This window comes from Shigella sp. SIG3, from assembly GCF_053555855.1.
In genome coordinates this window covers 43,099-68,197 of sequence record NZ_JBQZXE010000006.1, presented here as the reverse complement: position 1 = coordinate 68,197, position 25,099 = coordinate 43,099, and the positions used below count along the sequence as shown (strand labels likewise).

Here is a 25,099-nt window from a genome sequence, read left to right as displayed (position 1 = left end):
CTGATGGGGCGCTTACTTCCTGAACATTCCCAGCCATAGACAAATCCTTCGCCAAAATTAAAGGGGCATCTGTAAAACGAGGGATTATGCGCGGCAAATAAGAAGTGCGGAAATAGCGAAATGCAAAATTATAACCTGCTGCACATTTTATTTTTAAACGAATAAAATTTGGAAAAAAGCAAGTCAGATAGAAGAAACAAAAAAGCAGAGTGTGAAACAGTAAGTTCACACTTTGCTTGAATTCATTTACACGTGAGCAACGGGTTTCGGCGTATGACCGGCGTTGCGAAGCAGCATCAGCAAATAGATAAACGATACGCTGGCGATCATGATAAACAATAAATTATCGGAGAAATTCTGCATTAGCATAGCGGTAAATGACGGGCCAAGCAGACTTCCCACGGTATAGCTCAACAGTAAGGCTTGGTTCATCGCCACCAGTTGATGATGTTCAACTTTCTCACAAGCCCAGGCCATCGCCACCGGATATAGCGTAAAGCCAGCGGCACCGAGGATGAATAACGCTGGGGCCATCGCCGCCTGGCTAAGCATCGCAATACTGCCGAGAATGACGACAAAGACCTGAACACGCAAAACCAGCAGTCGACCAAACTTATCCGCCAGACGTCCAATCGGCCATTGTCCGAGGATACCCGCACTGACCAGTACCGCCATCCAGAAACCAATACTGGCATTGCTCACCCCTTTGTGATTGAGGTACAGAGGCATCAGGCCATATAGAGATCCCAGAACGATTCCTGAGATAATGCAGCCATTCACGCCAAGCCGCGCCTGACGGAGTTTTAGCATTGCCGTAATTGACGTCGAATCATGGTTTTCAGCCTGCTGATTCAGGACACGCGTAAACAACAGCGGTAAGATCCCTGCCAATGTCAAACCTGTAACCCACGGCAATACGCTCATCAGCTCGGTTGAGACTTTGCTGACCAGTAACTGGCCTAAAAACGTTCCCACGTAATAAACCATCATATACGCAGCAAGCAAACGCCCACGGTTACGTGACGTCCCACTGCACATCAGCGCGCTCTCAACAACCACCCAAATCATGGCACAGCCGACGCCCGCGACAAAACGCCACGCCAACCAGCTCCAGAAACCAATCATCAGGCCAAGGCCGGCACAGCCAGCAGCAAAAATGAAGGAGGACAGATAATAGCTGCGGTTAAAGCCAATGCGTTTAATGACATACCCTGTCAGCAATGTACCGACAAGGTTGCCGGTAAAATAGGATGAGCTGACAACGCCTACCTGCCATGTGGACATGTGTTCCTGGGCGAGCCAAAGCGGCACGAGTGTATTTAACACCGCGATCGCCAGAGTCAACAAAAGCAGGCCAGACAGTAAAAGCATGACAGGCCGGGTATACGTGGACATGAATTAAAACCGTGAGGAAGTTCAAATTTCATGCGCATCATGCCACCGCCAAAAACATTGTCAATGGGTGAAAATACGCGCATATCGCAGCGGCGGTATTATCGATTTATATTACTCATTCATAACGCTAATGCTGAAGAGATGATTAATCTCATCTGATTGTTTTTATTGATCTAACACAAATTTCATACGCTTCGTTCAGTCGAAAAATTTCATGGTCACAGCAAACTCATATTTCCCGTCTATGCTTTCAGAGCAATGCATCGCGTCTGACCGATTTCAGACGTACCACTGACTCTCGAAAGGAGAAGAGGATGACCAAACCGTATGTTCGTCTTGATAAAAATGATGCTGCCGTTTTGCTTGTTGATCACCAGGCTGGTTTACTTTCCCTTGTACGGGATATCGAACCCGATAAGTTTAAAAATAACGTGCTGGCGCTGGGTGACCTGGCTAAGTATTTCAACTTACCAACTATTCTTACCACCAGTTTTGAAACCGGTCCTAACGGCCCATTAGTTCTAGAACTGAAAGCACAATTCCCCGATGCACCTTACATTGCTCGCCCGGGCAATATTAACGCCTGGGATAACGAAGATTTTGTAAAAGCAGTCAAAGCGACAGGTAAAAAACAGTTAATTATTGCCGGTGTGGTAACCGAAGTTTGCGTGGCATTCCCGGCGCTTTCAGCCATTGAAGAAGGGTTTGATGTCTTTGTCGTGACTGATGCATCAGGGACCTTTAATGAAATTACCCGGCATTCGGCGTGGGATCGCATGTCGCAAGCTGGTGCGCAATTGATGACATGGTTCGGCGTGGCTTGCGAGCTGCACCGTGACTGGCGTAATGATATTGAAGGACTGGCGACGTTGTTCTCTAACCATATTCCTGATTATCGTAATTTGATGACCAGTTATGACACGTTAACGAAGCAGAAATAAAAGAGAACCGGGGCCGAAACCCCGGTTGTTACTGATTAGCTTGCGACGGCCATCCCCACGGTCATATGCAAACCATAGAATACGCCGCGACCGATTAATTCCCCTGCCAGAAGCAGAATGAATGAGACGGATAGTAGCGGAACCGCAGGCTGATAACCTTTTAGCTGTGGTGCAATCCACAAGCACAGGGCAACGGCCAAAAGCACGATCCGCCAGGACATCAGCGCACCATAGTCCGGCACCAGCGCTGCGGCCTGCTGCACAGAACTATGAATAGTTGCCAGCTCTGTGCCCTGCATCACTGACATCACGCCACTCACCACCAGTGCCAGTACAGAAATGGCTGGCAGCAGACGCATCGCCCAGCCATCGACGCCAGCCAGACTCAGCAACAGGTAACCCAGTAACGGGCCGCCCATGAACATCGTCAGGAAGAAGCCCATCGGCGTCCAGATGCTGTACCAGGTCGGAACGGTATCAATGCTGTTATACACACGCACCATCATCCAGACAAAGACGACGCCAAGAACCATCGTCACCACCAGCCATAGCGTACGCAATGCCGGTGACAGCTTTTTCAGCATTGCCAGCAACCAGCCGATGCCGCCTACAGCAAAAAAGATCGAACCGCTGGCGATTTCGTTACTGAGTGCTGAAGCCCCTACCCGGTTGAGCGAGTTAAAGGCGCGCATCGGTGAACCAAGATGGAGCATAGAGGCGATAAAGCCAATGCCCATCAGTACCCATAAGCCAAACATGCAGGCGATAACACGCTGCTGGGCTTCTGCTCGCAGGTCGCCTTTGAGCAGCGCCAAAGCCAGAACGATAAAACCACCCGCCACACATTGCCCGAAGACCGTGAAGATCATCAGCGGCCATTCATGCCATCCACTTCCCATCTCACACCTCCTTCGGGTTTGCCAGATAGCCAGTGGTATCCCCTGTCGGGCGGCTATTGGCATTGGGTTTGATCACAATATTCGGTTTGGTAAAGTGAGCTCGCGGCAACGGCGCAACGGCCGCCAGATCGCCATGTTTTTTACGCAGCTCGTCGATAGGGCCGAAATCCAGCGCCCGCAGCGGGCAAGATTCAACACAGATCGGCTTTTTACCCTCCGCAACACGGTCATAACAACCATCGCATTTGGTCATATGGCCTTTCGTTTCGTTATATTGCGGTGCGCCATACGGGCAAGCCATATGACAGTAATGGCAGCCAATGCATACATCTTCATCGACCACAACAAAACCATCTTCGCGTTTATGCATCGCACCGCTCGGGCAGACTTTAGTACAAGCCGGATCTTCGCAGTGGTTGCACGAAATCGACAGATAGTAGGCAAACACGTTCTGGTGCCAGACACCGTTATCTTCCTGCCAGTCGCCGCCAGCATATTCATAAATGCGGCGGAAACTGACTTCTGGCGTCAAATCTTTGTAGTCTTTACAAGCCAGCTCGCAGGTTTTGCAACCGGTGCAACGGCTGGAATCAATAAAAAATCCATACTGGGTTGTCATCGGTTACTCCTTACACCTTTTCAACCTGAACAAGGTTTGTATGTGACGGATTCCCCTTAGCGAGAGGAGACGGACGTTGAGTGGTCAGTACGTTGATACAACCGCCCTTATCGACACGTTTTGCATCCGGGTCATACCAGGCGCCTTCACCCAGTGCGACCACGCCCGGCATCATTCGTGGCGTCACTTTCGCCTCAATATGAACCTCACCACGATCGTTAAAGATCCTGACTTTATCGCCGTTGTGGATACCGCGTTTTTGGGCATCAAGCGGGTTGATCCACATTTCCTGACGGCAAGCCGCTTTCAGCACATCAACGTTGCCGTAAGTTGAGTGAACGCGAGATTTATAGTGGAAACCTGTAAGCTGCAGCGGATACTGTTTGTTCAGCGGATCCTGATAACTTTCAAAGCCCGGCGTGTAGATCGGCAGTGGATCGATCACATCGCCTTCTGGCAATTCCCAGGTAGCGGCAATGTCAGCCAGCGCCTGCGAATAAATCTCAATTTTGCCCGATGGCGTAGTCAGTGGGGTTGCCTGCGGATCTTCACGGAAGGCTTTATAAGCAACGTGATGCCCTTGTGGGTCGCGCTTTTTAAAGATCCCCTGCTTGCGGAACTCTTCAAACGTTGGCAGTTCAGGAATCGCTTCCCGCGACTGGGCATACAGATGCCGCATCCACTCTTCCTGGGTACGGCCTTCAGTAAACTGTTGCTCAACGCCAAGACGTTTTGCCAGTTCGCTGGTCATTTCATAGATGGTCTTACATTCAAAGCGCGGTTTAATCACCTGATCGTTGAAAATCACGTAAGACATATTCCCGCAGGATGCATCCAGTGCAAAGTCCATCTGTTCGGAAGCGGTGCAGTCAGGCAGCAGGATGTCAGCATATTTCGCCGATGAGGTCATGTGGCAGTCGATAACCACAATCAGCTCGCACTTCTTATCATCCTGGAGGATTTCATGGGTACGGTTGATTTCAGAATGCTGGTTAATCAGGCAGTTACCGGCATAGTTCCAGATCATTTTGATCGGCACATCCAGCTTATCTTTCCCGCGCACACCATCACGCAGCGCCGTCATTTCCGGGCCACGTTCAATGGCATCGGTCCACATAAACATCGAAATGCTGGTCTGGATCGGGTTTTCCAAGGTCGGCATACGGACAAACGGTAAGCTGTATGAACCTTCACGCGCGCCGCTGTTCCCTCCATTAATACCAACGTTACCGGTCAGAATCGCCAGCATCGAGATAGCACGGGTTGCGATTTCACCGTTAGCGTGACGCTGCGGGCCCCATCCCTGGCTGATAAACGCCGGTTTGGTACTGCCGATTTCACGAGCCAGTTTGATGATTTTGTCTGCCGGAACACCGGTGATTTGCGAGGCCTATTCCGGTGTTTTAGCCACGCCATCTGGCCCTTCACCCAGAATATAAGCTTTATAATGACCATTTTTCGGCGCACTGGCGGGCAGGGTTTTCTCGTCATAGCCAACGCAATATTTATCGAGGAATGCCTGATCCACCAGGTTTTCAGTGATCATGACGTACGCCAGACCGTTAACCAGTGCGGCATCTGTTCCTGGACGAATAGGGATCCACTCATCTTCGCGCCCGGCACCGGTGTCGGTATAGCGCGGATCGATGATGATTATGCGAGCATTAGATTTCTGGCGTGCCTGTTCAAGATAGTAAGTCACCCCACCGCCACTCATTCGCGTTTCGCCTGGGTTATTACCAAACAGCACTACCAATTTACTGTTTTCGATATCCGACGGGCTGTTACCATCTGCCCAGCCGCCGTAGGTATGGTTCAAACCTTCCGCAATTTGCGCGGAAGAGTAGTCACCGTAATGGTTAAGATAACCGCCGCAGCAGTTCATCAGGCGCGCGACCAGGGTATTTCCCGGCGGCCAGGAGCGGGTCATGGTGCCGCCCAGCGTACCGGTGCCATAGTTCAGATAGATAGACTCGTTGCCGTACTCTTTGATCAGGCGCTGCATATTGGTCGCGATGATGTCGTAGGCTTCTTCCCAGCTAATGCGCTCGAATTTGCCTTCACCGCGCGCCCCGACTCGTTTCATCGGATATTTCAGGCGGTCCGGATTGTAGACACGGCGACGCATGGAACGCCCACGCAGGCAGGCGCGAACCTAGTGCAGGCCGTCGTAATTGTCATCGCCGGTATTGTCCGTTTCGACATATTTGATTTCACCGTCCACGACGTGCATACGTAGCGGGCAGCGACTACCACAGTTAACTGTACAGGCGCTCCAGATAACCTTTTCGTCTGATTTTGTTGGAATGGCGCTATCGACAGCGTGCGCAATCCGACTAAAAGGTAATGTTAATGCGCTGCTGGCCATTGCCAGGCCGCCGATCGCTGTCGTTTTTACCAAACCACGGCGACTCTCCTCAGCAGCCAATACCGCATCAGGGATTTTCGTTTTCATAATGGCTCACTCAAGCTTGATCACGATTGATTCCAGTAACAAACCGTATTGTGTAATTATTTCTATAGCAGCTCGCTATATAGGCTTGTATACATCGAATAATTTGAAAATCAAAGAGATAGGTAGATTTTCACTCGAAAGTAGTATTACGTGTAAGTGAGGAGTAATTATTGTTCGGTATCAAAGGGAGACAAAAAAAGCGCCCTAAAGGCGCTTTTTAGATTCAGAAAAATTGGGTATTAGCCAATATATTCCAGTCCGTTCATATACGGACGCAGAACTTCTGGTACTTCAATACGACCATCAGCCTGCTGATAGTTTTCCATTACTGCAACCAGCGTACGACCAACAGCCAGACCAGAACCGTTCAGGGTATGAACCAGACGGGTTTTCTTGTCCGACTTGCTGCGGCAACGTGCCTGCATACGACGTGCCTGGAAATCCCAAACGTTGGAGCAGGAAGAGATCTCACGGTAGGTGTTCTGTGCCGGGATCCATACTTCCAGGTCGTAAGTTTTGCAAGCGCCAAAGCCCATGTCGCCAGTGCAAAGGATGATTTTACGGTACGGCAGGCCCAGCAACTGCAGGACTTTTTCTGCATGACCAGTCATCTCTTCCAGCGCCGCCATTGAGTCTTCTGGGCGCACGATCTGCACCATTTCAACTTTGTCGAACTGGTGCATACGGATCAGACCACGGGTGTCACGACCATATGAACCGGCTTCAGAACGGAAGCATGGGGTGTGGGCGGTCATCTTAATTGGCAGATCATCTTCATCGATGATTTCACCGCGCACCAGGTTAGTCAGCGGAACTTCTGCCGTTGGGATCAGCGCATAGTTACTGGTGTCTGCTTCTTCTTCCAGCGGACGAGTATGGAACAGATCGCCAGCAAATTTCGGCAGCTGACCCGTACCGTACAGCGTGTCCTGGTTAACCAGGTACGGAACATAGTTCTCACTGTAGCCATGCTGTTCGGTATGCAGATCCAGCATAAACTGCGACAGTGCGCGGTGCATGCGAGCAATCTGCCCTTTCATTACCACAAAGCGGGAACCAGTCAGCTTAACTGCAGCTGCAAAGTCGAGGCCAGAGTGCATTTCACCCAGCGTCACGTGGTCACGAACTTCAAAGTCAAACTCACGCGGGGTACCCCAGCGGCTGACTTCAACGTTGTCATTTTCGTCTTTACCTACCGGCACTTCATCTGCAGGCAGGTTAGGGATGGTCAGCGCGATATCGCGAATTTCAGCCTGTAAAGCATCTAGCTCGGCTTTTGCTGCATCCAGCTCTTCGCCCAGTTTGTTCACTTCCAGACGTAAAGGCTCGATATCTTCCCCGCGCGCTTTCGCCTGGCCAATGGATTTCGATCGGGAGTTACGCTCCGCTTGCAGGTTTTCCGTTTTGACCTGCAATACTTTACGACGCTCTTCAAGAGCGCCCAGCTTATCTACATCCAGCTTAAAGCCCCGGCGTGCCAGTTTTTCAGCGACTGCGTCTGGCTCATTACGCAGCAGATTGGGATCGAGCATGCTTATCCTGTGCTTATCGAATTAAATGGGAGATGTGGCCACAGCCTGCGACCACAGGGATACAGTAACAACATTACCGCAACGATAACATTAACGGTAGCGTTTTATGGGGCTATTTTGATCCTGTTCAGCCAGCCAGGCGAGCTTTTCGCCAATCTTGCCTTCAAGGCCCCTGTTTGTCGGGAAATAATAGCGTGTTTGTGCTATTTCCGGCGGGAAGTAAACCTCACCGGCAGCATAAGCGTTTGCTTCATCATGAGCGTAACGATATTCCTGCCCGTAGCCCATTTCCTTCATTAATTTCGTCGGCGCATTACGCAAATGAACCGGCACGTCATAATCCGGGCGTTCGCGAGCATCGGCCAGCGCGGCTTTAAACGCAGTGTAGACAGCGTTGCTTTTTGGCGCGCAGGCCAGGTAAACAATCGCCTGAGCAATGGCGCGTTCACCTTCCGCCGGGCCAACGCGAGTAAAGCAATCCCAGGCCGCAATTGCCACCTGCATCGCCCGTGGATCGGCATTACCGACGTCTTCAGACGCAATCGCCAGACAGCGACGCGCGACATATAACGGATCGCCACCAGCGGTAATAATTCGCGCATACCAGTACAGCGCCGCATCGGGTGCGCTACCACGTACCGACTTATGCAGTGCGGAAATTAGATCGTAAAAGCGATCGCCTTTGTTATCAAAGCGGGCGCTACGTTCACCGGCGATTTCGGTCAGTAATTCAGGCTTCAGGACCCGCTTACCGCTATCATAGACTTCGGCCATATCCGCCATCATTTCCAGCGTATTTAACGCCCGGCGCGCGTCGCCATTCACCAGTTCTGCAATGGCACGTCGTGTATCATCTGGCAGAACAATATCCTGACCACCATAGCCACGGGTTTTGTCTTCCATCGCCTGAGTTAGTACTTGCTCAATATCCTCTGTACTCAGGGATTTCAACAGATAAACACGGGCACGGGAAAGCAGTGCCGAATTAAGCTCAAACGACGGGTTTTCAGTGGTTGCGCCAATAAAAGTGATGGTGCCGTCTTCAATATGTGGCAGAAATGCATCCTGCTGGCTTTTGTTGAAACGGTGAACTTCGTCAACAAAAAGAATAGTGCGGCGACCTGCATTGCGGTTTTGCCGGGCGCGCTCGATCGCCTCGCGAATCTCTTTCACGCCAGAGGTGACGGCAGAAATACGTTCCACATCAGCGTTCGCATAGCGGGCAATCACTTCAGCGAGGGTTGTTTTGCCGGTACCCGGTGGCCCCCAGAGGATCATAGAATGCAAATGCCCGGCTTCGATAGCGCGCGGCAACGGCTTCCCCGCAGCCAGCAAATGTTGCTGACCGATATACTGTGCTAAATTTTCTGGCCGCATACGCGCGGCCAGAGGTTGAAAAGTATTATCCGAAAAATCGAGCGACAGATTGCTCACTCAGGTGCCTCTACTTACGTTGATCATCTACCGTGACGCCTTGCGGCGGGGTGAAGGTAAATTTCGCTGCATCCACAGCCCCATTTTGCTGGGATTTCAGCTGATAACTGCTGCGCTGATCGTCCTGCTCCACCGCGCTAAACTGATGGATTGTGCCATCACGTCCCACGTTAATGGTGAACTGCTTCAGATTGCCATTGCTGGCTTTCGGCGTCAGGACAAAGTCATCGCCATTCTGTTTGATATTGTACTGCTGCCAGTCGCTGGACTGGTTGCGGGCAATCAGCATAAACGGCGTATTACCGGTGGCATCTTTCAGCCAGGTTGCCGTAGCTTGCTCAACGAACGGGTTATAGAACCACAGTGTTTTACCGTCAGAAACCAGAATGCTTTCATCAGGTTGTGTCATATGCCAGTTGAATAAGTTTGGACGTTTCACCCACAGATCGCCCTGACCTTCCTGCACCGCCGCGCCGCTACCGTCAGTCACTTTTTGTGTGAAGCTGGCGTGGAAGCTGCTGACTTTATCCAGGCGGCTTTTCAGATCGCTTGCGGCATCAGCCCAAACGCTGCTTGCTACTAAGCTTGAGAGTAATGCACAGGTGATAGCAATTTTTTTCATCATTATTCCTCAAATTACGTCACTCCCGATCGGGAGTTCCCTCTACTCTCTATTCCAGGCTAATAATCAGCTTGAGGAAAGAAGAAAATACTGAATTTTCAGTTGATAGAGTGCCGGATGCGACGCTACCGCGCCTTATCCGGCAATGCATTAATTAGTCAAACGGCGGTGGGGCCAGCACTTCACGATTACCGTTGTGCCCCTGTTCGCTGACAATCCCCTGCGCTTCCATCTGTTCGATAATACGCGCTGCACGGTTATAACCAATGCGGAACTGACGCTGTACGCCAGAAATTGACGCTTTGCGTTTTTCAGTGACAAACTGCACCGCCTGATCGAACAACGGATCCAGTTCTTCAGCGCCATCGAAACCACCCGCACCACCTTCGCTTTCGCTGTCGGAGGTGATGCCATCAACATACTGTGGGCGACCACGCGCTTTCCAGTCCTGCACCACGGCATGAACTTCCTGATCGCGAACAAAAGCACCATGGACACGTACCGGCAACGTGGAGTTCGGCCCAGAGTAGAGCATATCCCCCATACCCAGCAGTGATTCCGCGCCAGCCTGATCAAGAATGGTACGTGAGTCAATCTTACTGGATACGGTAAAGGCGATACGGGTCGGAATATTCGCTTTAATCAGACCAGTAATAACATCAACCGATGGACGCTGAGTTGCCAGTACGAGGTGGATACCCGCGGCACGGGCTTTTTGCGCCAGACGTGCTATCAGCTCTTCCACTTTTTTACCTACCGTCATCATCAGGTCGGCAAATTCGTCAACCAACACGACAATGTATGGTTCTTTTTTCAGCACCGGATGCTGGGCATCCATACTGTCACCCGGCTTCCAGTACGGGTCTGGAATCGGACGCATCATGCGATCGGCTTCAGCAATTTTTTCGTTATAACCCGCCAGATTACGCACACCCAGCGCAGACATCAGTTTATACCGACGCTCCATCTCGTTAACACACCAGCGCAGCGCGTTGGCGGCATCTTTCATATCAGTAACGACTTCCGTTAACAGGTGCGGAATGCCTTCATAAACCGAAAGCTCCAGCATTTTCGGGTCGATCATGATGAAACGCACATCTTCTGGCTGTGCTTTATAAAGCATGCTCAGGATCATCGCGTTCACACCGACAGATTTACCGGAACCGGTAGTCCCCGCAACCAACAAGTGCGGCATTTTCGCCAGATCGGCAACCACCGGCTCACCGGCGATATCTTTACCCAGCACCACGGTTAATGGCGACGGATTATCGCGGAATTTGGCGTTATCCAAAACTTCGCGCAGATAAACGGTTTGTCGTTTTTTATTTGGTAACTCCAGACCTACATAGGGTTTGCCAGGAATAACTTCAACGACACGCACCGCCACCGTCGAAAGTGAACGGGCAAGGTCCCGTGACAAGTTAGAAATGCGCGCCGCTTTTACGCCAGGAGCCAGGTTAAGTTCAAAGCGAGTGATAACTGGCCCCGGAGAGTAATTAACGACATCGGCTTTAATACGGAAATCAGCCAGACGCGCTTCCACCAGACGCGCCATTTGTTCAAGCGCAAAGGTATCTACCGGCTCCACTTCGCTCGGCGGCGGTGTCAGCAAATCCAGAGAAGGCAGCGGCGTCGTCGGTTTGTGCAACGGACGGCTGTCGCCATTACGCATCAACAGCGGATGAAGCAGGGTATCCTGCGGCTGTGGCGCAACTGGCTGTTGTGGCTGCTGATACTGCGGCTGCGGTGCAACCGGTTGTTGCGGCTGTTGATACTGCGGCTGCGGCGCAACTGGTTGTTGCGGCTGCTGATATTGCTGCTGTGGCGCAACCGGTTGTTGCGGCTGCTGATATTGTGGCTGCGGCGCAACCTGCTGTTGTGGCTGCTGATACTGCGGCTGTGGCGCAACCGGCTGTTGTGGCTGCTGATACTGCTGCTGTGGTGCAACCGGTTGTTGCGGCTGCTGTACAGGTTCAACAATTGGCGTAAACAGCGGTTCGTGTGGACCATCATCCAGCAACGCTTTCATTGGCGAAAATTCAAAATCATCCAGCGAGAACGGATTCGCCCCAGCCGGTTGTTCGCCGGAATAACGTTGTTGTTGAGTTTGCGTAAACTGACGAGCCAGTTCAGCCTCTGCCGCAGCATCTGCATCTTCTGCGTTTACGGGCACATCATGTTGATACTGTTCGCCATAGCGTTGCTGCTGTGTCTGGGCGAACTGACGTGCCAGTTCATCCTGCTGCATCGCATCGATTTCATCATCGTTATACTGATCGCCAGAATCATACTGATTGCGCCGGGCTTCACGGGCTTTTTCTTCCGCCGCACGCTGTGAGGGCAGCTTAATACCGTAAGACGCCAATTCACGACGAGTTGGCACGCGGATACGTTTCGGTCGTGGCAACTGCGGGCCAATCCCCTCTTTGACCTGCGGACGCGGTCCACCGCTATTTGCCAGACTGAAGACTGGCGCGGCAACGGTTGCGGCAGCCCCCGTCGCCAGTGTCGCTTTTTTCACGCCAGATGCCAGCGGAGAAACAGCGGCAGCGGCTTCTACTGGAGGTACTGCTGCAACAGAAGGTGCTTTCAGCGAAGATTTGATCGGTTCTGGTTCTTTAACCGGTTCTGGAATCGGTTGATACCAGGCCGCAAGTTGTTCACGTTCACGGGCTCGCTTCTCTTCCACTTCTTCAAAATAGTAAAGCGGCGGACGCGCGGGTTTTGTCTCTTCTACAACGGGTTCAGGCTCCACAACAGGCTGCTGTTCAACGGGTTGCGGCTGTTGGTACAACGGCTCCTGAGCGGCTGGCTGCTGATAAGTTTGCTCAGTCTGGTATGTAGACTGTGGAGCAAAAATGGATTGCTGCTCTTCGGCTTGCCAGGCGTTACCTGCCACCGGTTGTTCTGGCGCAGGGGCATAATACGGCTGTTGCGCAGGCTGTTCCGGCGCAGTTGCGTAATACGGTTGCTGAACAGGTTGTTCCGCCGCAGGAGCGTAGTAAGGTTGTTGCGCAGGTTGTTCAGCTGCAGGTGCATAATACGGCTGCTGCGGCTGTACTGGTTGTTGCAGCGGCTCATTATATTGCACTGCAGGCTGCGCATATTGTGACTGCTGTGGGTAACCTTCCGGTGCAGGAGCAATAACCGGCTCTCCCGTTTGTGGACCCGGTACAGGCTGCCAGGCTACTGTAGGTTGCGAAGGTGGAACATCAACAGAGGCAACAGGCGGCGTCTGAGTCACAGGTTCAACCGGCGCAGCCCAGCTTTGTGTCGCCGTGGTAGCAGCAGCTGCTACAGCGACAGGTTCGGTAATTGGCGCACCGTTTAATAATGGATCGTATTCGTCATATTCTGGCTGCGTTGCACGATTGCCCAAAAATAGGACGTCGTCCGGGTCGGCAGCCACACCGCGTGCAGTGTAGGTAATCTCTTCGTCATCATCCATCCGCTTACCGGAGAACAACGCAGCGTCTGTTTGCCGCCCCATCGGATTAATGAATTTTTCCGCCAACCGTTTACGACGCGCTAGCGCGCCGCGAAGAATACGGGCACGGCGTGATTCATGCTGTTTGCCGTGATTTTCATCTTCATACTCTTCGTCGTCTTCATACTCATCTTCATCGACCCAGGTATCATCGCGACGGGTACGATTACTGGCGAAGGTGAGAATGTTTAAAATCCAGCCGCCGAGTTTTTCAGCAATGGTCACCCATGACCAACCGGTGAACAACGTCAGGCCCGCTGCCCAAACGCAGAGCAGCGCAATAGTTCCCCCGCTACTGTGTAGCAGTGGTTGTAGCGTAGTGCTTAGTAAGCTGCCAATGACGCCACCGGAGGCAAAATACCAGATATCGTCAGCGTTGATTGCCGCCAGACCACAGGAGGTAAGGATGAGCGCCAAAACGCCAATGATGCGTAGCGAAACGGCAAAATAATCAATGTATTCGTCGCTGGACTGATGACGCCAGGCAAACCAACAACCGCCGACAATAATGACGGGAATGGTGTAAGCCATCACGCCAAAAATAAAGAACAGCGTATCTGCCAACCACGCACCGGGCATCCCACCTAAATTATGGATAGGTTCATGCCAGGCCGTTTGCGACCAGCTGGGGTCCGAAGGGTTAAAGCTTAGTAAGGCAGCCATCAACCAGACGGCAAACAGGACAATAAGGATCAGCAACGCCTCCAGAAGGCGGCGGCCGCTACTTAACTTTGTCAATGTGACTTCTTTGTCTTCAGTGTATTCCTGGCTCAAGAAAGGCTCTCCAGGTTACAGGCTTTTCCTGCCCGATGCTAAAACGGACAACAGTACCAGGTTACCCCAGTACTGTTGCTGTATGGATTAACAGGAGTGTAATCAAAATACGCCGATTTTGCACCTGTTCCGTGTTAGCGCGTCTTAATAACCAGACGATTACTCTGCTTGACTTCTTCCATAACAACGTATGTCCGTGTGTCATTGACGCCAGGCAGACGCAGCAGGGTTTCCCCCAGCAACTTACGGTAAGCTGACATATCCGGCACGCGTGTTTTCAACAGGTAGTCGAAATCACCAGATACTAAATGACACTCCTGAATTTCTTCAAGTTTTTGTACAGCGGTATTGAATTGTTCAAACACATCCGGTGCGCCACGATTCAGAGTAATCTCAACGAATACCAGAAGTGATGCATCCAGATAATGGGGGTTAAGCAGCGCCGTATAGCCCTGAATAAACCCTTGTCTTTCCAGCCGACGCACACGCTCAAGGCACGGCGTTGGGGAAAGTCCCACACGTTTAGAAAGCTCGACGTTAGAAATACGCCCATCCTTTTGCAACTCATTAAGAATGTTACGATCGATACGGTCGAGATCTTTGCCAGGGCGCTTCTTGCTATCTACCATTATTATTGTCTCTCTGTATTCCTTCCCTACTCCTGTCTGACCCTGAAACATCACTGTTCAGAGTCGCTACCCGTCACGATAGACCGAAATCATGAAGATTCACGGCGCGCAATGCCTGGGTCTACGGTGAGAAGACCGTTGCCTTGTGGCAGCTATCGACATCACGAATGGCGTCTGTCCACGCCATACGTAGATTTCACTAGCACGGTAAACATGGTATTTACATACATGGTTATGCGCATATAAGAATACTGTTTTTTTTCTTCCTCGAATGTTTTCGCAAAACACCAGGGGATTGTCAAAGCAAAACATCAATTTTTAGTACAACATGCCAGATATTCATTAACAGGGGCGTTTATTCATCATTTAATCGGCTTATAAAGCGGGAAATTTAAGTAGCAGAGGTGATAATGACGGGAGAATTTGACCTGCTTATCGATGCTGCCGATTGCACAAATTGTTAACAAAATCGTCATACTCTTTTTTTACGTCTGTAAATTCCCTACAATCCTGCCCATTGTCTGCCAACAACTATGGGGATCTCATGGGCACGACCAAACACAGTAAACTGCTTATCCTGGGTTCAGGCCCGGCGGGATACACCGCTGCTGTCTACGCGGCGCGCGCCAACCTGCAACCTGTGCTGATTACCGGCATGGAAAAAGGCGGCCAACTGACCACCACCACGGAAGTGGAAAACTGGCCTGGTGATCCAAACGATCTGACCGGTCCGTTATTAATGGCGCGCATGCACGAACATGCCACCAAGTTTGAAACTGAGATCATTTTTGATCATATCAACAAGGTGGATCTGCAAAACCGTCCGTTCCGTCTGAATGGCGATAACGGCGAATACACTTGCGACGCGCTGATTATTGCCACCGGAGCTTCTGCACGCTATCTCGGCCTGCCCTCTGAAGAAGCCTTTAAAGGCCGTGGGGTTTCTGCTTGTGCAACCTGCGACGGTTTCTTCTATCGCAACCAGAAAGTTGCGGTCATCGGCGGCGGCAATACCGCGGTTGAAGAGGCGCTGTATCTGTCTAACATCGCTTCGGAAGTGCATCTGATTCACCGCCGTGACGGTTTCCGCGCGGAAAAAATCCTTATTAAGCGTCTGATGGATAAAGTGGAGAACGGCAACATCATTCTGCACACCAACCGTACGCTGGAAGAAGTGACCGGCGATCAAATGGGTGTCACTGGCGTTCGTCTGCGCGATACGCAAAACAGCGATAACATCGAGTCACTCGACGTTGCCGGTCTGTTTGTTGCTATCGGTCACAGCCCGAATACTGCGATTTTCGAAGGGCAGCTGGAACTGGAAAACGGCTACATCAAAGTACAGTCGGGTATTCATGGTAATGCCACCCAGACCAGCATTCCTGGCGTCTTTGCCGCAGGCGACGTGATGGATCACATTTATCGCCAGGCCATTACTTCGGCCGGTACTGGCTGCATGGCAGCACTTGATGCGGAACGCTACCTCGATGGTTTAGCTGACGCAAAATAATTTTACAAATCAGTAACAAAAGTAAAGAAGGCGACACCTTGCGACTATGGGTCGCCTTTATTTTTTCCCCGTTGTAACATTGCTCTGCAAATAATTCTGATAACTCACCTGCTAAGCGTGCAATGAATAAATCTCGTCAAAAAGAGTTAACCCGCTGGTTAAAACAGCAAAGCGTCATCTCCCAACGTTGGCTGAATATTTCTCGTCTGCTGGGCTTTGTAAGCGGCATATTGATCATTGCCCAGGCCTGGTTCATGGCGCGAATTCTGCAACATATGATTATGGAGAATATTCCCCGTGAAGCCCTGCTGCTTCCCTTTACGTTACTGGTTCTGACCTTTGTATTGCGCGCATGGGTGGTCTGGTTACGCGAACGGGTGGGTTATCACGCCGGGCAGCATATCCGCTTTGCCATCCGCCGTCAGGTTCTCGACCGTCTGCAACAAGCAGGGCCAGCGTGGATTCAGGGTAAACCTGCGGGGAGCTGGGCGACGCTGGTACTCGAGCAAATTGACGATATGCATGATTACTATGCACGCTATCTGCCGCAAATGGCGCTGGCAGTGTCGGTGCCGTTGCTGATTGTGGTGGCGATCTTCCCCTCTAACTGGGCTGCGGCGCTCATTCTGCTGGGCACAGCACCGCTAATTCCGTTGTTTATGGCGCTGGTTGGAATGGGGGCTGCCGATGCTAACCGGCGTAACTTTCTCGCTCTTGCTCGCTTAAGTGGGCATTTCCTCGATCGCCTGCGCGGCATGGAAACATTGCGTATTTTTGGTCGTGGTGAAGCTGAAATTGAAAGTATTCGTTCTGCTTCGGAAGATTTCCGCCAACGGACAATGGAAGTGCTACGACTGGCGTTTTTATCCTCCGGCATTCTCGAATTTTTTACCTCGCTGTCAATTGCTCTGGTGGCGGTCTACTTTGGTTTTTCCTATCTCGGCGAGCTGGATTTTGGTCACTACGATACTGGGGTGACGCTGGCTGCAGGTTTTCTGGCCCTGATCCTTGCGCCAGAGTTTTTCCAGCCATTACGCGATCTCGGTACGTTTTATCATGCTAAAGCCCAGGCTGTTGGTGCAGCTGACAGTCTGAAAACGTTTATGGAAACCCCGCTCGCCCATCCGCAGCGCGGTGAGGCGGAATTAGCATTGACCGATCCGCTGACCATTGAGGCCGAGGATCTGTTTATCACGTCGCCGGAAGGTAAAACGCTGGCCGGACCGCTGAACTTTACTTTGCCAGCAGGCCAACGTGCAGTGTTGGTTGGCCGCAGCGGTTCAGGTAAAAGCTCACTGCTGAACGCGCTTTCTGGTTTTCTCTCATATCAGGGATCATTACGAATCAACGGGATAGAATTACGTGATTTATCACCAGAATCATGGCGTAAACATCTCTCCTGGGTTGGGCAAAACCCACAATTACCGGCAGCAAAATTGCGGGATAACGTACTACTGGCGCGACCTGATGCCAGCGAACAAGAATTACAAGCAGCGCTGGATAACGCCTGGGTCAGCGAGTTTCTACCGCTCCTGCCACAAGGCGTTGATACACCTGTTGGCGACCAGGCTGCCCGCCTTTCCGTGGGGCAGGCGCAGCGCGTGGCGGTGGCCCGTGCGTTACTAAATCCCTGTTCGCTATTACTGTTGGATGAACCCGCTGCCAGCCTTGATGCTCACAGTGAACAGCGCGTAATGGAGGCGCTGAATGCCGCCTCTCTGCGCCAGACAACGTTAATGGTCACCCACCAGTTAGAAGATCTTGCTGACTGGGATGTCATTTGGGTTATGCAGGATGGCCGGATTATTGAGCAAGGACGTTACGCGGAATTAAGTGTGGCTGGTGGCCCATTCGCCACATTACTGGCCCATCGTCAGGAGGAGATTTAAATGCGCGCTTTGCTACCCTATCTGGCACTGTATAAACGTCATAAATGGATGTTAAGTCTTGGTATTGTGCTGGCAATTGTGACGCAGCTCGCCAGTATCGGTCTGTTGACACTTTCCGGCTGGTTCCTCTCGGCCTCAGCGGTTGCGGGGGTTGCCGGACTGTACAGCTTCAACTATATGCTACCCGCTGCGGGCGTGCGTGGTGCCGCAATCACCCGTACTGCCGGGCGTTATTTTGAACGTCTGGTAAGTCACGACGCGACTTTCCGCGTGTTGCAGCATCTGCGCATTTACACCTTCAGCAAATTGTTGCCCCTCTCCCCTGCCGGACTGGCGCGCTATCGTCAGGGCGAATTGCTCAACCGCGTGGTGGCGGATGTTGATACGCTCGATCATCTTTACCTGCGCGTTATCTCGCCGCTGGTGGGCGCTTTTGTGGTGATTATGGTGGTGACAATCGGGTTAAGTTTCCTTGATTTCACCCTCGCCTTTACGCTGGGCAGCGTTATGTTACTGACGCTTTTCCTGATGCCACCGCTGTTTTATCGTGCGGGAAAAAGCACCGGGCAAAATCTGACTCATCTTCGCGGACAGTATCGCCAACAACTGACGGCCTGGCTGCAAGGGCAAGCTGAGCTGACCATTTTTGGTGCCAGCGATCGTTATCGCACGCAACTAGAGAATACAGAAATTCAATGGCTGGAAGCGCAACGCCGTCAATCTGAACTGACCGCATTGTCGCAAGCGATAATGCTGCTCATTGGCGCGTTAGCGGTGATCCTGATGCTGTGGATGGCGTCTGGCGGCGTTGGCGGCAATGCTCAACCCGGCGCATTAATTGCCCTGTTTGTCTTTTGTGCGTTAGCCGCGTTTGAAGCACTGGCACCAGTAACGGGTGCATTTCAGCATCTGGGGCAAGTCATTGCCTCTGCCGTACGTATCTCTGACTTAACGGATCAAAAACCGGAGGTCACCTTCCCTGATACCCAAACTCGTGTTGCCGATCGCGTTTCGCTGACATTACGGGATGTTCAGTTCACTTATCCGGAGCAATCCCAACAGGCACTTAAAGGGATTTCTCTTCAGGTAAACGCCGGGGAACATATAGCGATTCTCGGGCGAACCGGATGCGGCAAATCAACACTGTTACAACTGCTGACCCGCGCATGGGACCCGCAACAGGGCGAGATTTTGCTTAACGATAGCCCCATAGCCAGCCTGAATGAAGCGGCTCTACGACAGACCATCAGCGTTGTTCCTCAGCGAGTGCATCTGTTTAGCGCCACGCTGCGTGATAATCTGTTACTCGCCTCGCCTGGCAGTAGTGATGAGGCTCTGTCGGAGATCTTGCGTCGCGTTGGTCTGGAGAAGCTGCTCGAGGATGCAGGTCTCAACAGTTGGTTAGGTGAAGGCGGACGCCAGCTCTCCGGTGGTGAACTGCGCCGTCTGGCTATCGCCCGTGCGCTGTTACATGATGCGCCACTGGTGTTGCTGGATGAACCTACCGAAGGCTTAGATGCCACAACCGAAAGCCAGATCCTTGAATTGCTTGCAAAAATGATGCGTGAGAAAACGGTGTTAATGGTCACCCATCGACTTCGCGGACTCTCTCGTTTCCAACAAATAATAGTGATGGACAACGGGCAAATTATTGAGCAAGGTACTCACGCAGAACTGCTTGCCAGACAGGGGCGTTATTACCAGTTCAAGCAGGGTTTGTAAGCTATTATTGAACGATCCGACTTGCGTGGAGTTTTGCGGTCATGCGCCTGGTTCAGCTTTCTCGCCATTCAATAGCCTTCCCTTCCCCGGAAGGCGCATTACGTGAGCCTAACGGCCTGCTGGCACTTGGGGGCGATCTTAGCCCTGCGCGCCTGTTAATGGCTTACCAGCGTGGTATTTTTCCGTGGTTTTCTCCAGGCGACCCCATCCTCTGGTGGTCGCCCGATCCCCGCGCGGTGCTATGGCCAGAATCACTGCATATCAGCCGTAGTATGAAGCGATTTCATAAACGCTCGCCCTATCGTGTCACGATGAATTACGCTTTTGGTCAGGTCATTGAAGGCTGTGCCAGCGATCGCGAAGAAGGAACCTGGATCACGCGTGGCGTGGTCGAAGCCTACCATCGCCTTCACGAACTCGGTCATGCCCACTCCATTGAAGTCTGGCGTGAAGATGAGCTTGTCGGCGGTATGTACGGCGTGGCCCAGGGAACGCTATTTTGTGGCGAGTCCATGTTCAGCCGGATGGAAAATGCGTCTAAAACGGCGCTTCTGGTATTCTGTGAGGAATTTATCGGTCATGGCGGTAAGCTTATCGACTGCCAGGTCCTTAACGATCACACAGCATCGCTTGGTGCCTGCGAAATTCCCCGCCGGGATTACCTTAATTATCTCAATCAAATGCGCCTCGGACGATTGCCGAATAATTTCTGGGTACCACGGTGCTTGTTTTCACCACAAGAATGAATGTTTTCGGCACATTTCTCCCCAGAGTGTTATAATTGCGGTCGCAGAGTTGGTTACGCTCATTACCCCGCTGCCGATAAGGAATTTTTCGCGTCAGGTAACGCCCATCGTTTATCTCACCGCTCCCTTATACGTTGCGCTTTTGGTGCGGCTTAGCCGTGTGTTTTCGGAGTAATGTGCCGAACCTGTTTGTTGCGATTTAGCGCGCAAATCTTTACTTATTTACAGAACTTCGGCATTATCTTGCCGGTTCAAATTACGGTAGTGATACCCCAGAGGATTAGATGGCCAAAGAAGACAATATTGAAATGCAAGGTACCGTTCTTGAAACGTTGCCTAATACCATGTTCCGCGTAGAGTTAGAAAACGGTCACGTGGTTACTGCACACATCTCCGGTAAAATGCGCAAAAACTACATCCGCATCCTGACGGGCGACAAAGTGACTGTTGAACTGACCCCGTACGACCTGAGCAAAGGCCGCATTGTCTTCCGTAGTCGCTGATTGTTTTACCGCCTGATGGGCGAAGAGAAAGAACGAGTAAAAGGTCGGTTTAACCGGCCTTTTTATTTTGTGATATGTATGAAGTACTTTGGAAGTATAAGTCCATAACTTGTCTCGATGTAGATATACTGCACAAGTTGTTTACAGTATGAGCAAACAATAATTATCATTAAAATTCTTCTTGACCGTTTTACTCCAACTCCCTATAGTAGCGCCCCGTTGCCACCCATGAGGTTTGGTAGCAAAACAATTTGGTGAGGTGTCCGAGTGGCTGAAGGAGCACGCCTGGAAAGTGTGTATACGGCAACGTATCGGGGGTTCGAATCCCCCCCTCACCGCCATATTTAAAGAAGAGCTCGTACGAAAGTGCGAGCTTTTTTTTCGCATTTTATCTGTCTGTACGGCAGTGAACATGGTGGGCGGGTGGAGTATGTTACCTGTGAATTTCTAAGCTGCCTGTACGGCAGTGAACGCGTTCGCAAAGGTTTTACCGCACCCCGTCGATTTCTAAGCTGCCTGTACGGCAGTGAACTCAAATACTACACGTTTAGCCCGTTGTTAATAAAGCAAAACCATCCCATTCTCCTGCAGCACCCTTTTTTATCCTTACCTTCCAGCAGCACTAATTATCAACAACTTACCTTCACCTCCAAAAATAGGGTTTTCACCGTTCCACCCCATAAATAAAAAGTCCGTAACCCCTGACGAGATTACGGACTTCACCAACCTACCTGACAATCAGATTAATGCGCTGCTTCCGCCTTGTGCTTTTGTGCACTCTGGAATCCGTAAGTCAGCTCATTTTTCTCTTTATCCAGCGCAACCGTCACCTGACCGCCGTCCACCAGCGAACCAAACAGCAGTTCGTTGGCGAGCGGTTTTTTCAGGTTGTCCTGGATGACACGCGCCATCGGACGTGCGCCCATTGCCCGGTCGTAACCTTTCTCGGCCAGCCAGTTACGCGCTTCCTGGCTCACTTCCAGAGAAACACCTTTCTGATCCAGCTGAACCTGCAACTCGACGATGAATTTATCCACCACCTGATGGATCACGTCAGTTGACAGATGATCGAACCAGATAATGTTGTCGAGACGGTTACGGAATTCCGGTGTAAAGATCTTCTTGATCTCTTCCATCGCATCGGTGCTGTTATCCTGGTGGATAAGACCAATGGATTTGCGCTCAGTTTCCCGTACCCCGGCGTTAGTGGTCATCACCAGCACCACGTTACGGAAGTCCGCTTTGCGTCCGTTGTTATCGGTCAGCGTACCGTTGTCCATCACCTGCAACAGAATATTGAACACGTCCGGATGCGCTTTCTCGATTTCGTCCAGCAGCAGCACCGCATGTGGATGCTTGATTACCGCATCGGTCAGCAAACCGCCCTGATCAAAACCAACGTATCCCGGAGGCGCACCAATCAGACGGCTGACGGTATGGCGTTCCATATACTCGGACATATCAAAGCGCAGAAGCTCAATGCCCAACGCTTTCGAAAGCTGTACCGTCACCTCTGTTTTCCCGACCCCGGTAGGACCGGCAAACAGGAACGAACCGACCGGTTTATGTTCGTGACCTAAACCTGCACGCGCCATCTTAATGGCTTCAGTCAGCGCCTCAATGGCTTTATCCTGGCCGAAGACCAGCATTTTCAGGCGATCGCCGAGGTTTTTCAGGGTATCGCGGTCACTCTGAGAAACACTCTTCTCTGGAATGCGTGCAATACGGGCCACCACGGACTCAATATCCGCCACATTAACGGTTTTCTTGCGTTTGCTTACCGGCATCAGACGTGCGCGAGCGCCCGCTTCGTCGATAACATCAATGGCTTTATCCGGCAGATGACGATCGTTAATGTATTTCACCGCCAGCTCTACCGCCGCACGCACCGCTTTTGCGGTATAACGCACGTCGTGGTGCGCTTCATACTTCGGTTTCAGGCCATTGATGATTTGAACAGTTTCTTCGATCGACGGTTCAGTAATATCAATTTTCTGGAAGCGACGCGCCAGAGCACGGTCTTTCTCGAAAATGTTGCTGAACTCCTGATAGGTTGTCGAACCAATTACGCGAATTTTACCGCTGGAGAGCAACGGTTTGATTAGGTTAGCCGCATCGACCTGACCACCAGACGCTGCACCCGCACCGATAATGGTGTGGATCTCATCAATAAACAGGATGCTGTTAGTGTCCTGCTCCAGCTGCTTGAGCAACGCTTTAAAACGTTTTTCAAAGTCGCCGCGATATTTTGTGCCCGCTAACAGAGAACCGATATCGAGAGAGTAAATCGTACAGTCAGCCATCACTTCCGGCACATCACCCTGAACAATTCGCCAGGCAAGACCTTCTGCAATCGCGGTTTTACCGACACCAGATTCCCCCACCAGCAGCGGGTTGTTTTTACGGCGACGGCAGAGAACCTGAATAGCACGCTCCAGCTCTTTCTCACGACCAATTAGTGGGTCGATTCCGCCCACACGCGCAAGCTGGTTCAGGTTCGTCGTGAAATTCTCCATACGTTCCTCCCCACCAGCTTGTTCTTCGCTGTTTGGCTGGCTGCCAGGATCAGAAGACTGTGTCGGCTCGTCTTTACGCGTGCCATGAGAGATAAAGTTCACCACATCGAGACGGCTGACTTCATGTTTACGCAACAGATATGCCGCCTGCGACTCCTGTTCGCTGAAGATAGCGACCAGAACGTTTGCACCGGTAACCTCATTGCGACCGGAGGACTGGACATGGAAGACCGCACGTTGCAGTACACGCTGAAAACTCAGCGTCGGCTGTGTGTCGCGCTCCTCTTCACTGGCAGGCAGAACGGGTGTGGTTTGTTCAATAAAGGCTTCCAGTTCCTGACGGAGCGCAACCAAATCCACAGAACACGCTTCCAGCGCCTCCCGGGCAGATGGGTTACTGAGCAGCGCCAGTAACAAGTGCTCGACGGTCATAAACTCATGACGGTGCTCGCGCGCTCTGGCGAAAGCCATATTTAAACTGAGTTCCAGTTCTTGATTGAGCATAGGCACCTCCCCCAATTTTTATGCCTGCATTCAGGCTTTTTCTAGCGTACACAGCAATGGATGCTCATTCTCCCTCGCGTACTTGTTCACCATCGCCACTTTGGTTTCTGCAACCTCGGCGGTAAAGACTCCGCAAATGGCCTTCCCCTGGTAGTGAACAGCGAGCATCAATTGCGTTGCACGTTCTACATCATAAGAAAAGAATTTTTGTAACACGTCAATAACAAACTCCATCGGAGTGTAATCATCATTGACTAATATCACTTTATACATAGATGGCGGTTTTAGCGCGTCGCGAACTTTTTCTTCCGCCAGTTGATCAAAGTCCAGCCAGTCGTTCGTTTTACCCATTGTCAGTTATCATCTTCGGTTACGGTTATCGGCAGAACGCCCTGCCGCTGACAAGAGCTTATTTGCCTGACCAATCTACTCCACATGATAGATAACTATCATCTATCGTTGGCATCAGCGACATCTGTCACATTCCTGTCAATAGCGTTAACTGCTTCAAATTTTTGATTCATACCTGCCCCCTGGCCCCTGTCAAATGCTTGACGGCTCGCCCTAATTCTCTAAATTGTATTTCTAGAGTTGGCGAGGTTTTGAACAGCCCCCTCTCTGACCCCGGTTTATTCCATCTTACTTGTATAAGATTTGCGAAGGATGTCGAAGCATGGAAAAGGGTACTGTTAAGTGGTTCAACAATGCCAAAGGTTTTGGTTTCATCTGCCCTGAAGGCGGCGGCGAAGATATTTTCGCTCATTATTCCACCATTCAGATGGATGGTTACAGAACGCTAAAAGCTGGACAATCCGTTCAGTTTGATGTCCACCAGGGGCCAAAAGGCAATCACGCCAGTGTTATTGTGCCCGTCGAAGTAGAAGCGGCAGTCGCATAGCTCTTCTGTCTCATTGTGTACATC

At 51.4% G+C, this 25,099-nt stretch carries 18 protein-coding genes, 1 tRNA gene and 2 pseudogenes; 8 read left to right on the top strand and 13 right to left on the bottom strand.

Annotated elements, in window-relative coordinates:
• Together ACUU1I_RS02925 and ACUU1I_RS02920 are read right to left on the bottom strand one after the other, a co-directional pair.
• Positions 1-229 (bottom strand): annotated as a pseudogene (locus ACUU1I_RS02925) (amino acid permease); the annotation flags it as partial.
• Between the two features lie 17 nt (positions 230-246).
• Positions 247-1,395 (bottom strand): MFS transporter, encoded by a 1,149-nt coding sequence (locus ACUU1I_RS02920; protein WP_000109302.1) that lies wholly within the window; start codon positions 1,393-1,395, stop codon positions 247-249.
• Between the two features lie 314 nt (positions 1,396-1,709).
• On the opposite strand from ACUU1I_RS02920, the gene ycaC reads away from it, so the two are divergent.
• Entirely contained in the window at positions 1,710-2,336 is a 627-nt protein-coding gene (gene ycaC, locus ACUU1I_RS02915; RefSeq protein WP_000165870.1) for an isochorismate family cysteine hydrolase YcaC, read from the top strand.
• Positions 2,337-2,371: 35 nt separating this feature from the next.
• On the opposite strand, the gene dmsC is transcribed toward ycaC, so the two are convergent.
• The 8 genes and pseudogenes from dmsC to lrp form a co-directional block, all read right to left on the bottom strand.
• On the bottom strand, positions 2,372-3,235 hold the full coding sequence (gene dmsC / locus ACUU1I_RS02910; protein WP_000534648.1) for a dimethyl sulfoxide reductase anchor subunit DmsC: 864 nt from the start codon (positions 3,233-3,235) through the stop codon (positions 2,372-2,374).
• A 1-nt stretch (position 3,236) separates the two neighbouring features.
• Positions 3,237-3,854, bottom strand: a complete 618-nt coding sequence (gene dmsB, locus ACUU1I_RS02905) for a dimethylsulfoxide reductase iron-sulfur subunit DmsB (protein ID WP_000213091.1) — start codon at positions 3,852-3,854, stop codon at positions 3,237-3,239.
• Positions 3,855-3,864: 10 nt separating this feature from the next.
• A pseudogene (dmsA, locus tag ACUU1I_RS02900) lies at positions 3,865-6,309 on the bottom strand (dimethylsulfoxide reductase subunit A).
• Between the two features lie 239 nt (positions 6,310-6,548).
• Positions 6,549-7,841: a serine--tRNA ligase gene (gene serS / locus ACUU1I_RS02895; RefSeq protein WP_000886683.1), complete on the bottom strand. Its 1,293-nt coding sequence runs from the start codon at positions 7,839-7,841 to the stop codon at positions 6,549-6,551.
• 90 nt (positions 7,842-7,931) lie between these two features.
• Complete coding sequence (gene rarA / locus ACUU1I_RS02890; RefSeq protein ID WP_000067746.1) at positions 7,932-9,275, bottom strand: replication-associated recombination protein RarA; 1,344 nt, start codon at positions 9,273-9,275, stop codon at positions 7,932-7,934.
• A gap of 10 nt (positions 9,276-9,285) precedes the next feature.
• Positions 9,286-9,897 carry an outer membrane lipoprotein chaperone LolA gene (gene lolA, locus ACUU1I_RS02885; protein WP_001295343.1) on the bottom strand — a complete coding sequence of 204 codons (612 nt, stop codon included), beginning with the start codon at positions 9,895-9,897 and terminating at the stop codon, positions 9,286-9,288.
• 154 nt (positions 9,898-10,051) lie between these two features.
• Entirely contained in the window at positions 10,052-14,158 is a 4,107-nt protein-coding gene (ftsK, locus tag ACUU1I_RS02880) for a DNA translocase FtsK (RefSeq protein WP_000077023.1), read from the bottom strand.
• A 134-nt stretch (positions 14,159-14,292) separates the two neighbouring features.
• On the bottom strand, positions 14,293-14,787 hold the full coding sequence (gene lrp, locus ACUU1I_RS02875) for a leucine-responsive transcriptional regulator Lrp (RefSeq protein ID WP_000228473.1): 495 nt from the start codon (positions 14,785-14,787) through the stop codon (positions 14,293-14,295).
• A gap of 544 nt (positions 14,788-15,331) precedes the next feature.
• Between lrp and trxB the strand changes: the two genes are divergently transcribed.
• The 6 genes from trxB to ACUU1I_RS02845 all read left to right on the top strand — a co-directional run bounded on the left by trxB (position 15,332) and on the right by ACUU1I_RS02845 (position 21,498).
• Entirely contained in the window at positions 15,332-16,297 is a 966-nt protein-coding gene (trxB, locus tag ACUU1I_RS02870) for a thioredoxin-disulfide reductase (protein ID WP_000537402.1), read from the top strand.
• Positions 16,298-16,419: 122 nt separating this feature from the next.
• Complete coding sequence (gene cydD / locus ACUU1I_RS02865) at positions 16,420-18,186, top strand: heme ABC transporter permease/ATP-binding protein CydD (protein WP_001043574.1); 1,767 nt, start codon at positions 16,420-16,422, stop codon at positions 18,184-18,186.
• Positions 18,187-19,908, top strand: a complete 1,722-nt coding sequence (cydC, locus tag ACUU1I_RS02860; RefSeq protein ID WP_001202237.1) for a heme ABC transporter ATP-binding protein/permease CydC — start codon at positions 18,187-18,189, stop codon at positions 19,906-19,908. It begins immediately after the preceding gene.
• Positions 19,909-19,949: 41 nt separating this feature from the next.
• Positions 19,950-20,654 (top strand): leucyl/phenylalanyl-tRNA--protein transferase, encoded by a 705-nt coding sequence (gene aat, locus ACUU1I_RS02855; RefSeq protein WP_001241678.1) that lies wholly within the window; start codon positions 19,950-19,952, stop codon positions 20,652-20,654.
• A 284-nt stretch (positions 20,655-20,938) separates the two neighbouring features.
• Positions 20,939-21,157 (top strand): translation initiation factor IF-1, encoded by a 219-nt coding sequence (gene infA, locus ACUU1I_RS02850; RefSeq protein WP_001040187.1) that lies wholly within the window; start codon positions 20,939-20,941, stop codon positions 21,155-21,157.
• A 253-nt stretch (positions 21,158-21,410) separates the two neighbouring features.
• A tRNA-Ser gene (locus tag ACUU1I_RS02845) sits at positions 21,411-21,498 on the top strand.
• Between the two features lie 402 nt (positions 21,499-21,900).
• Here ACUU1I_RS02845 and clpA read toward each other — a convergent pair.
• The 3 genes from clpA to yljB form a co-directional block, all read right to left on the bottom strand.
• Positions 21,901-24,177 carry an ATP-dependent Clp protease ATP-binding subunit ClpA gene (gene clpA, locus ACUU1I_RS02840; protein ID WP_000934041.1) on the bottom strand — a complete coding sequence of 759 codons (2,277 nt, stop codon included), beginning with the start codon at positions 24,175-24,177 and terminating at the stop codon, positions 21,901-21,903.
• Positions 24,178-24,207: 30 nt separating this feature from the next.
• Positions 24,208-24,528: an ATP-dependent Clp protease adapter ClpS gene (clpS, locus tag ACUU1I_RS02835; RefSeq protein ID WP_000520781.1), complete on the bottom strand. Its 321-nt coding sequence runs from the start codon at positions 24,526-24,528 to the stop codon at positions 24,208-24,210.
• A gap of 98 nt (positions 24,529-24,626) precedes the next feature.
• Positions 24,627-24,701 carry a protein YljB gene (yljB, locus tag ACUU1I_RS02830; RefSeq protein WP_001406719.1) on the bottom strand — a complete coding sequence of 25 codons (75 nt, stop codon included), beginning with the start codon at positions 24,699-24,701 and terminating at the stop codon, positions 24,627-24,629.
• Positions 24,702-24,850: 149 nt separating this feature from the next.
• Between yljB and cspD the strand changes: the two genes are divergently transcribed.
• Positions 24,851-25,075, top strand: a complete 225-nt coding sequence (cspD, locus tag ACUU1I_RS02825; RefSeq protein ID WP_000410785.1) for a cold shock-like protein CspD — start codon at positions 24,851-24,853, stop codon at positions 25,073-25,075.
• Positions 25,076-25,099: the final 24 nt, after the last annotated feature.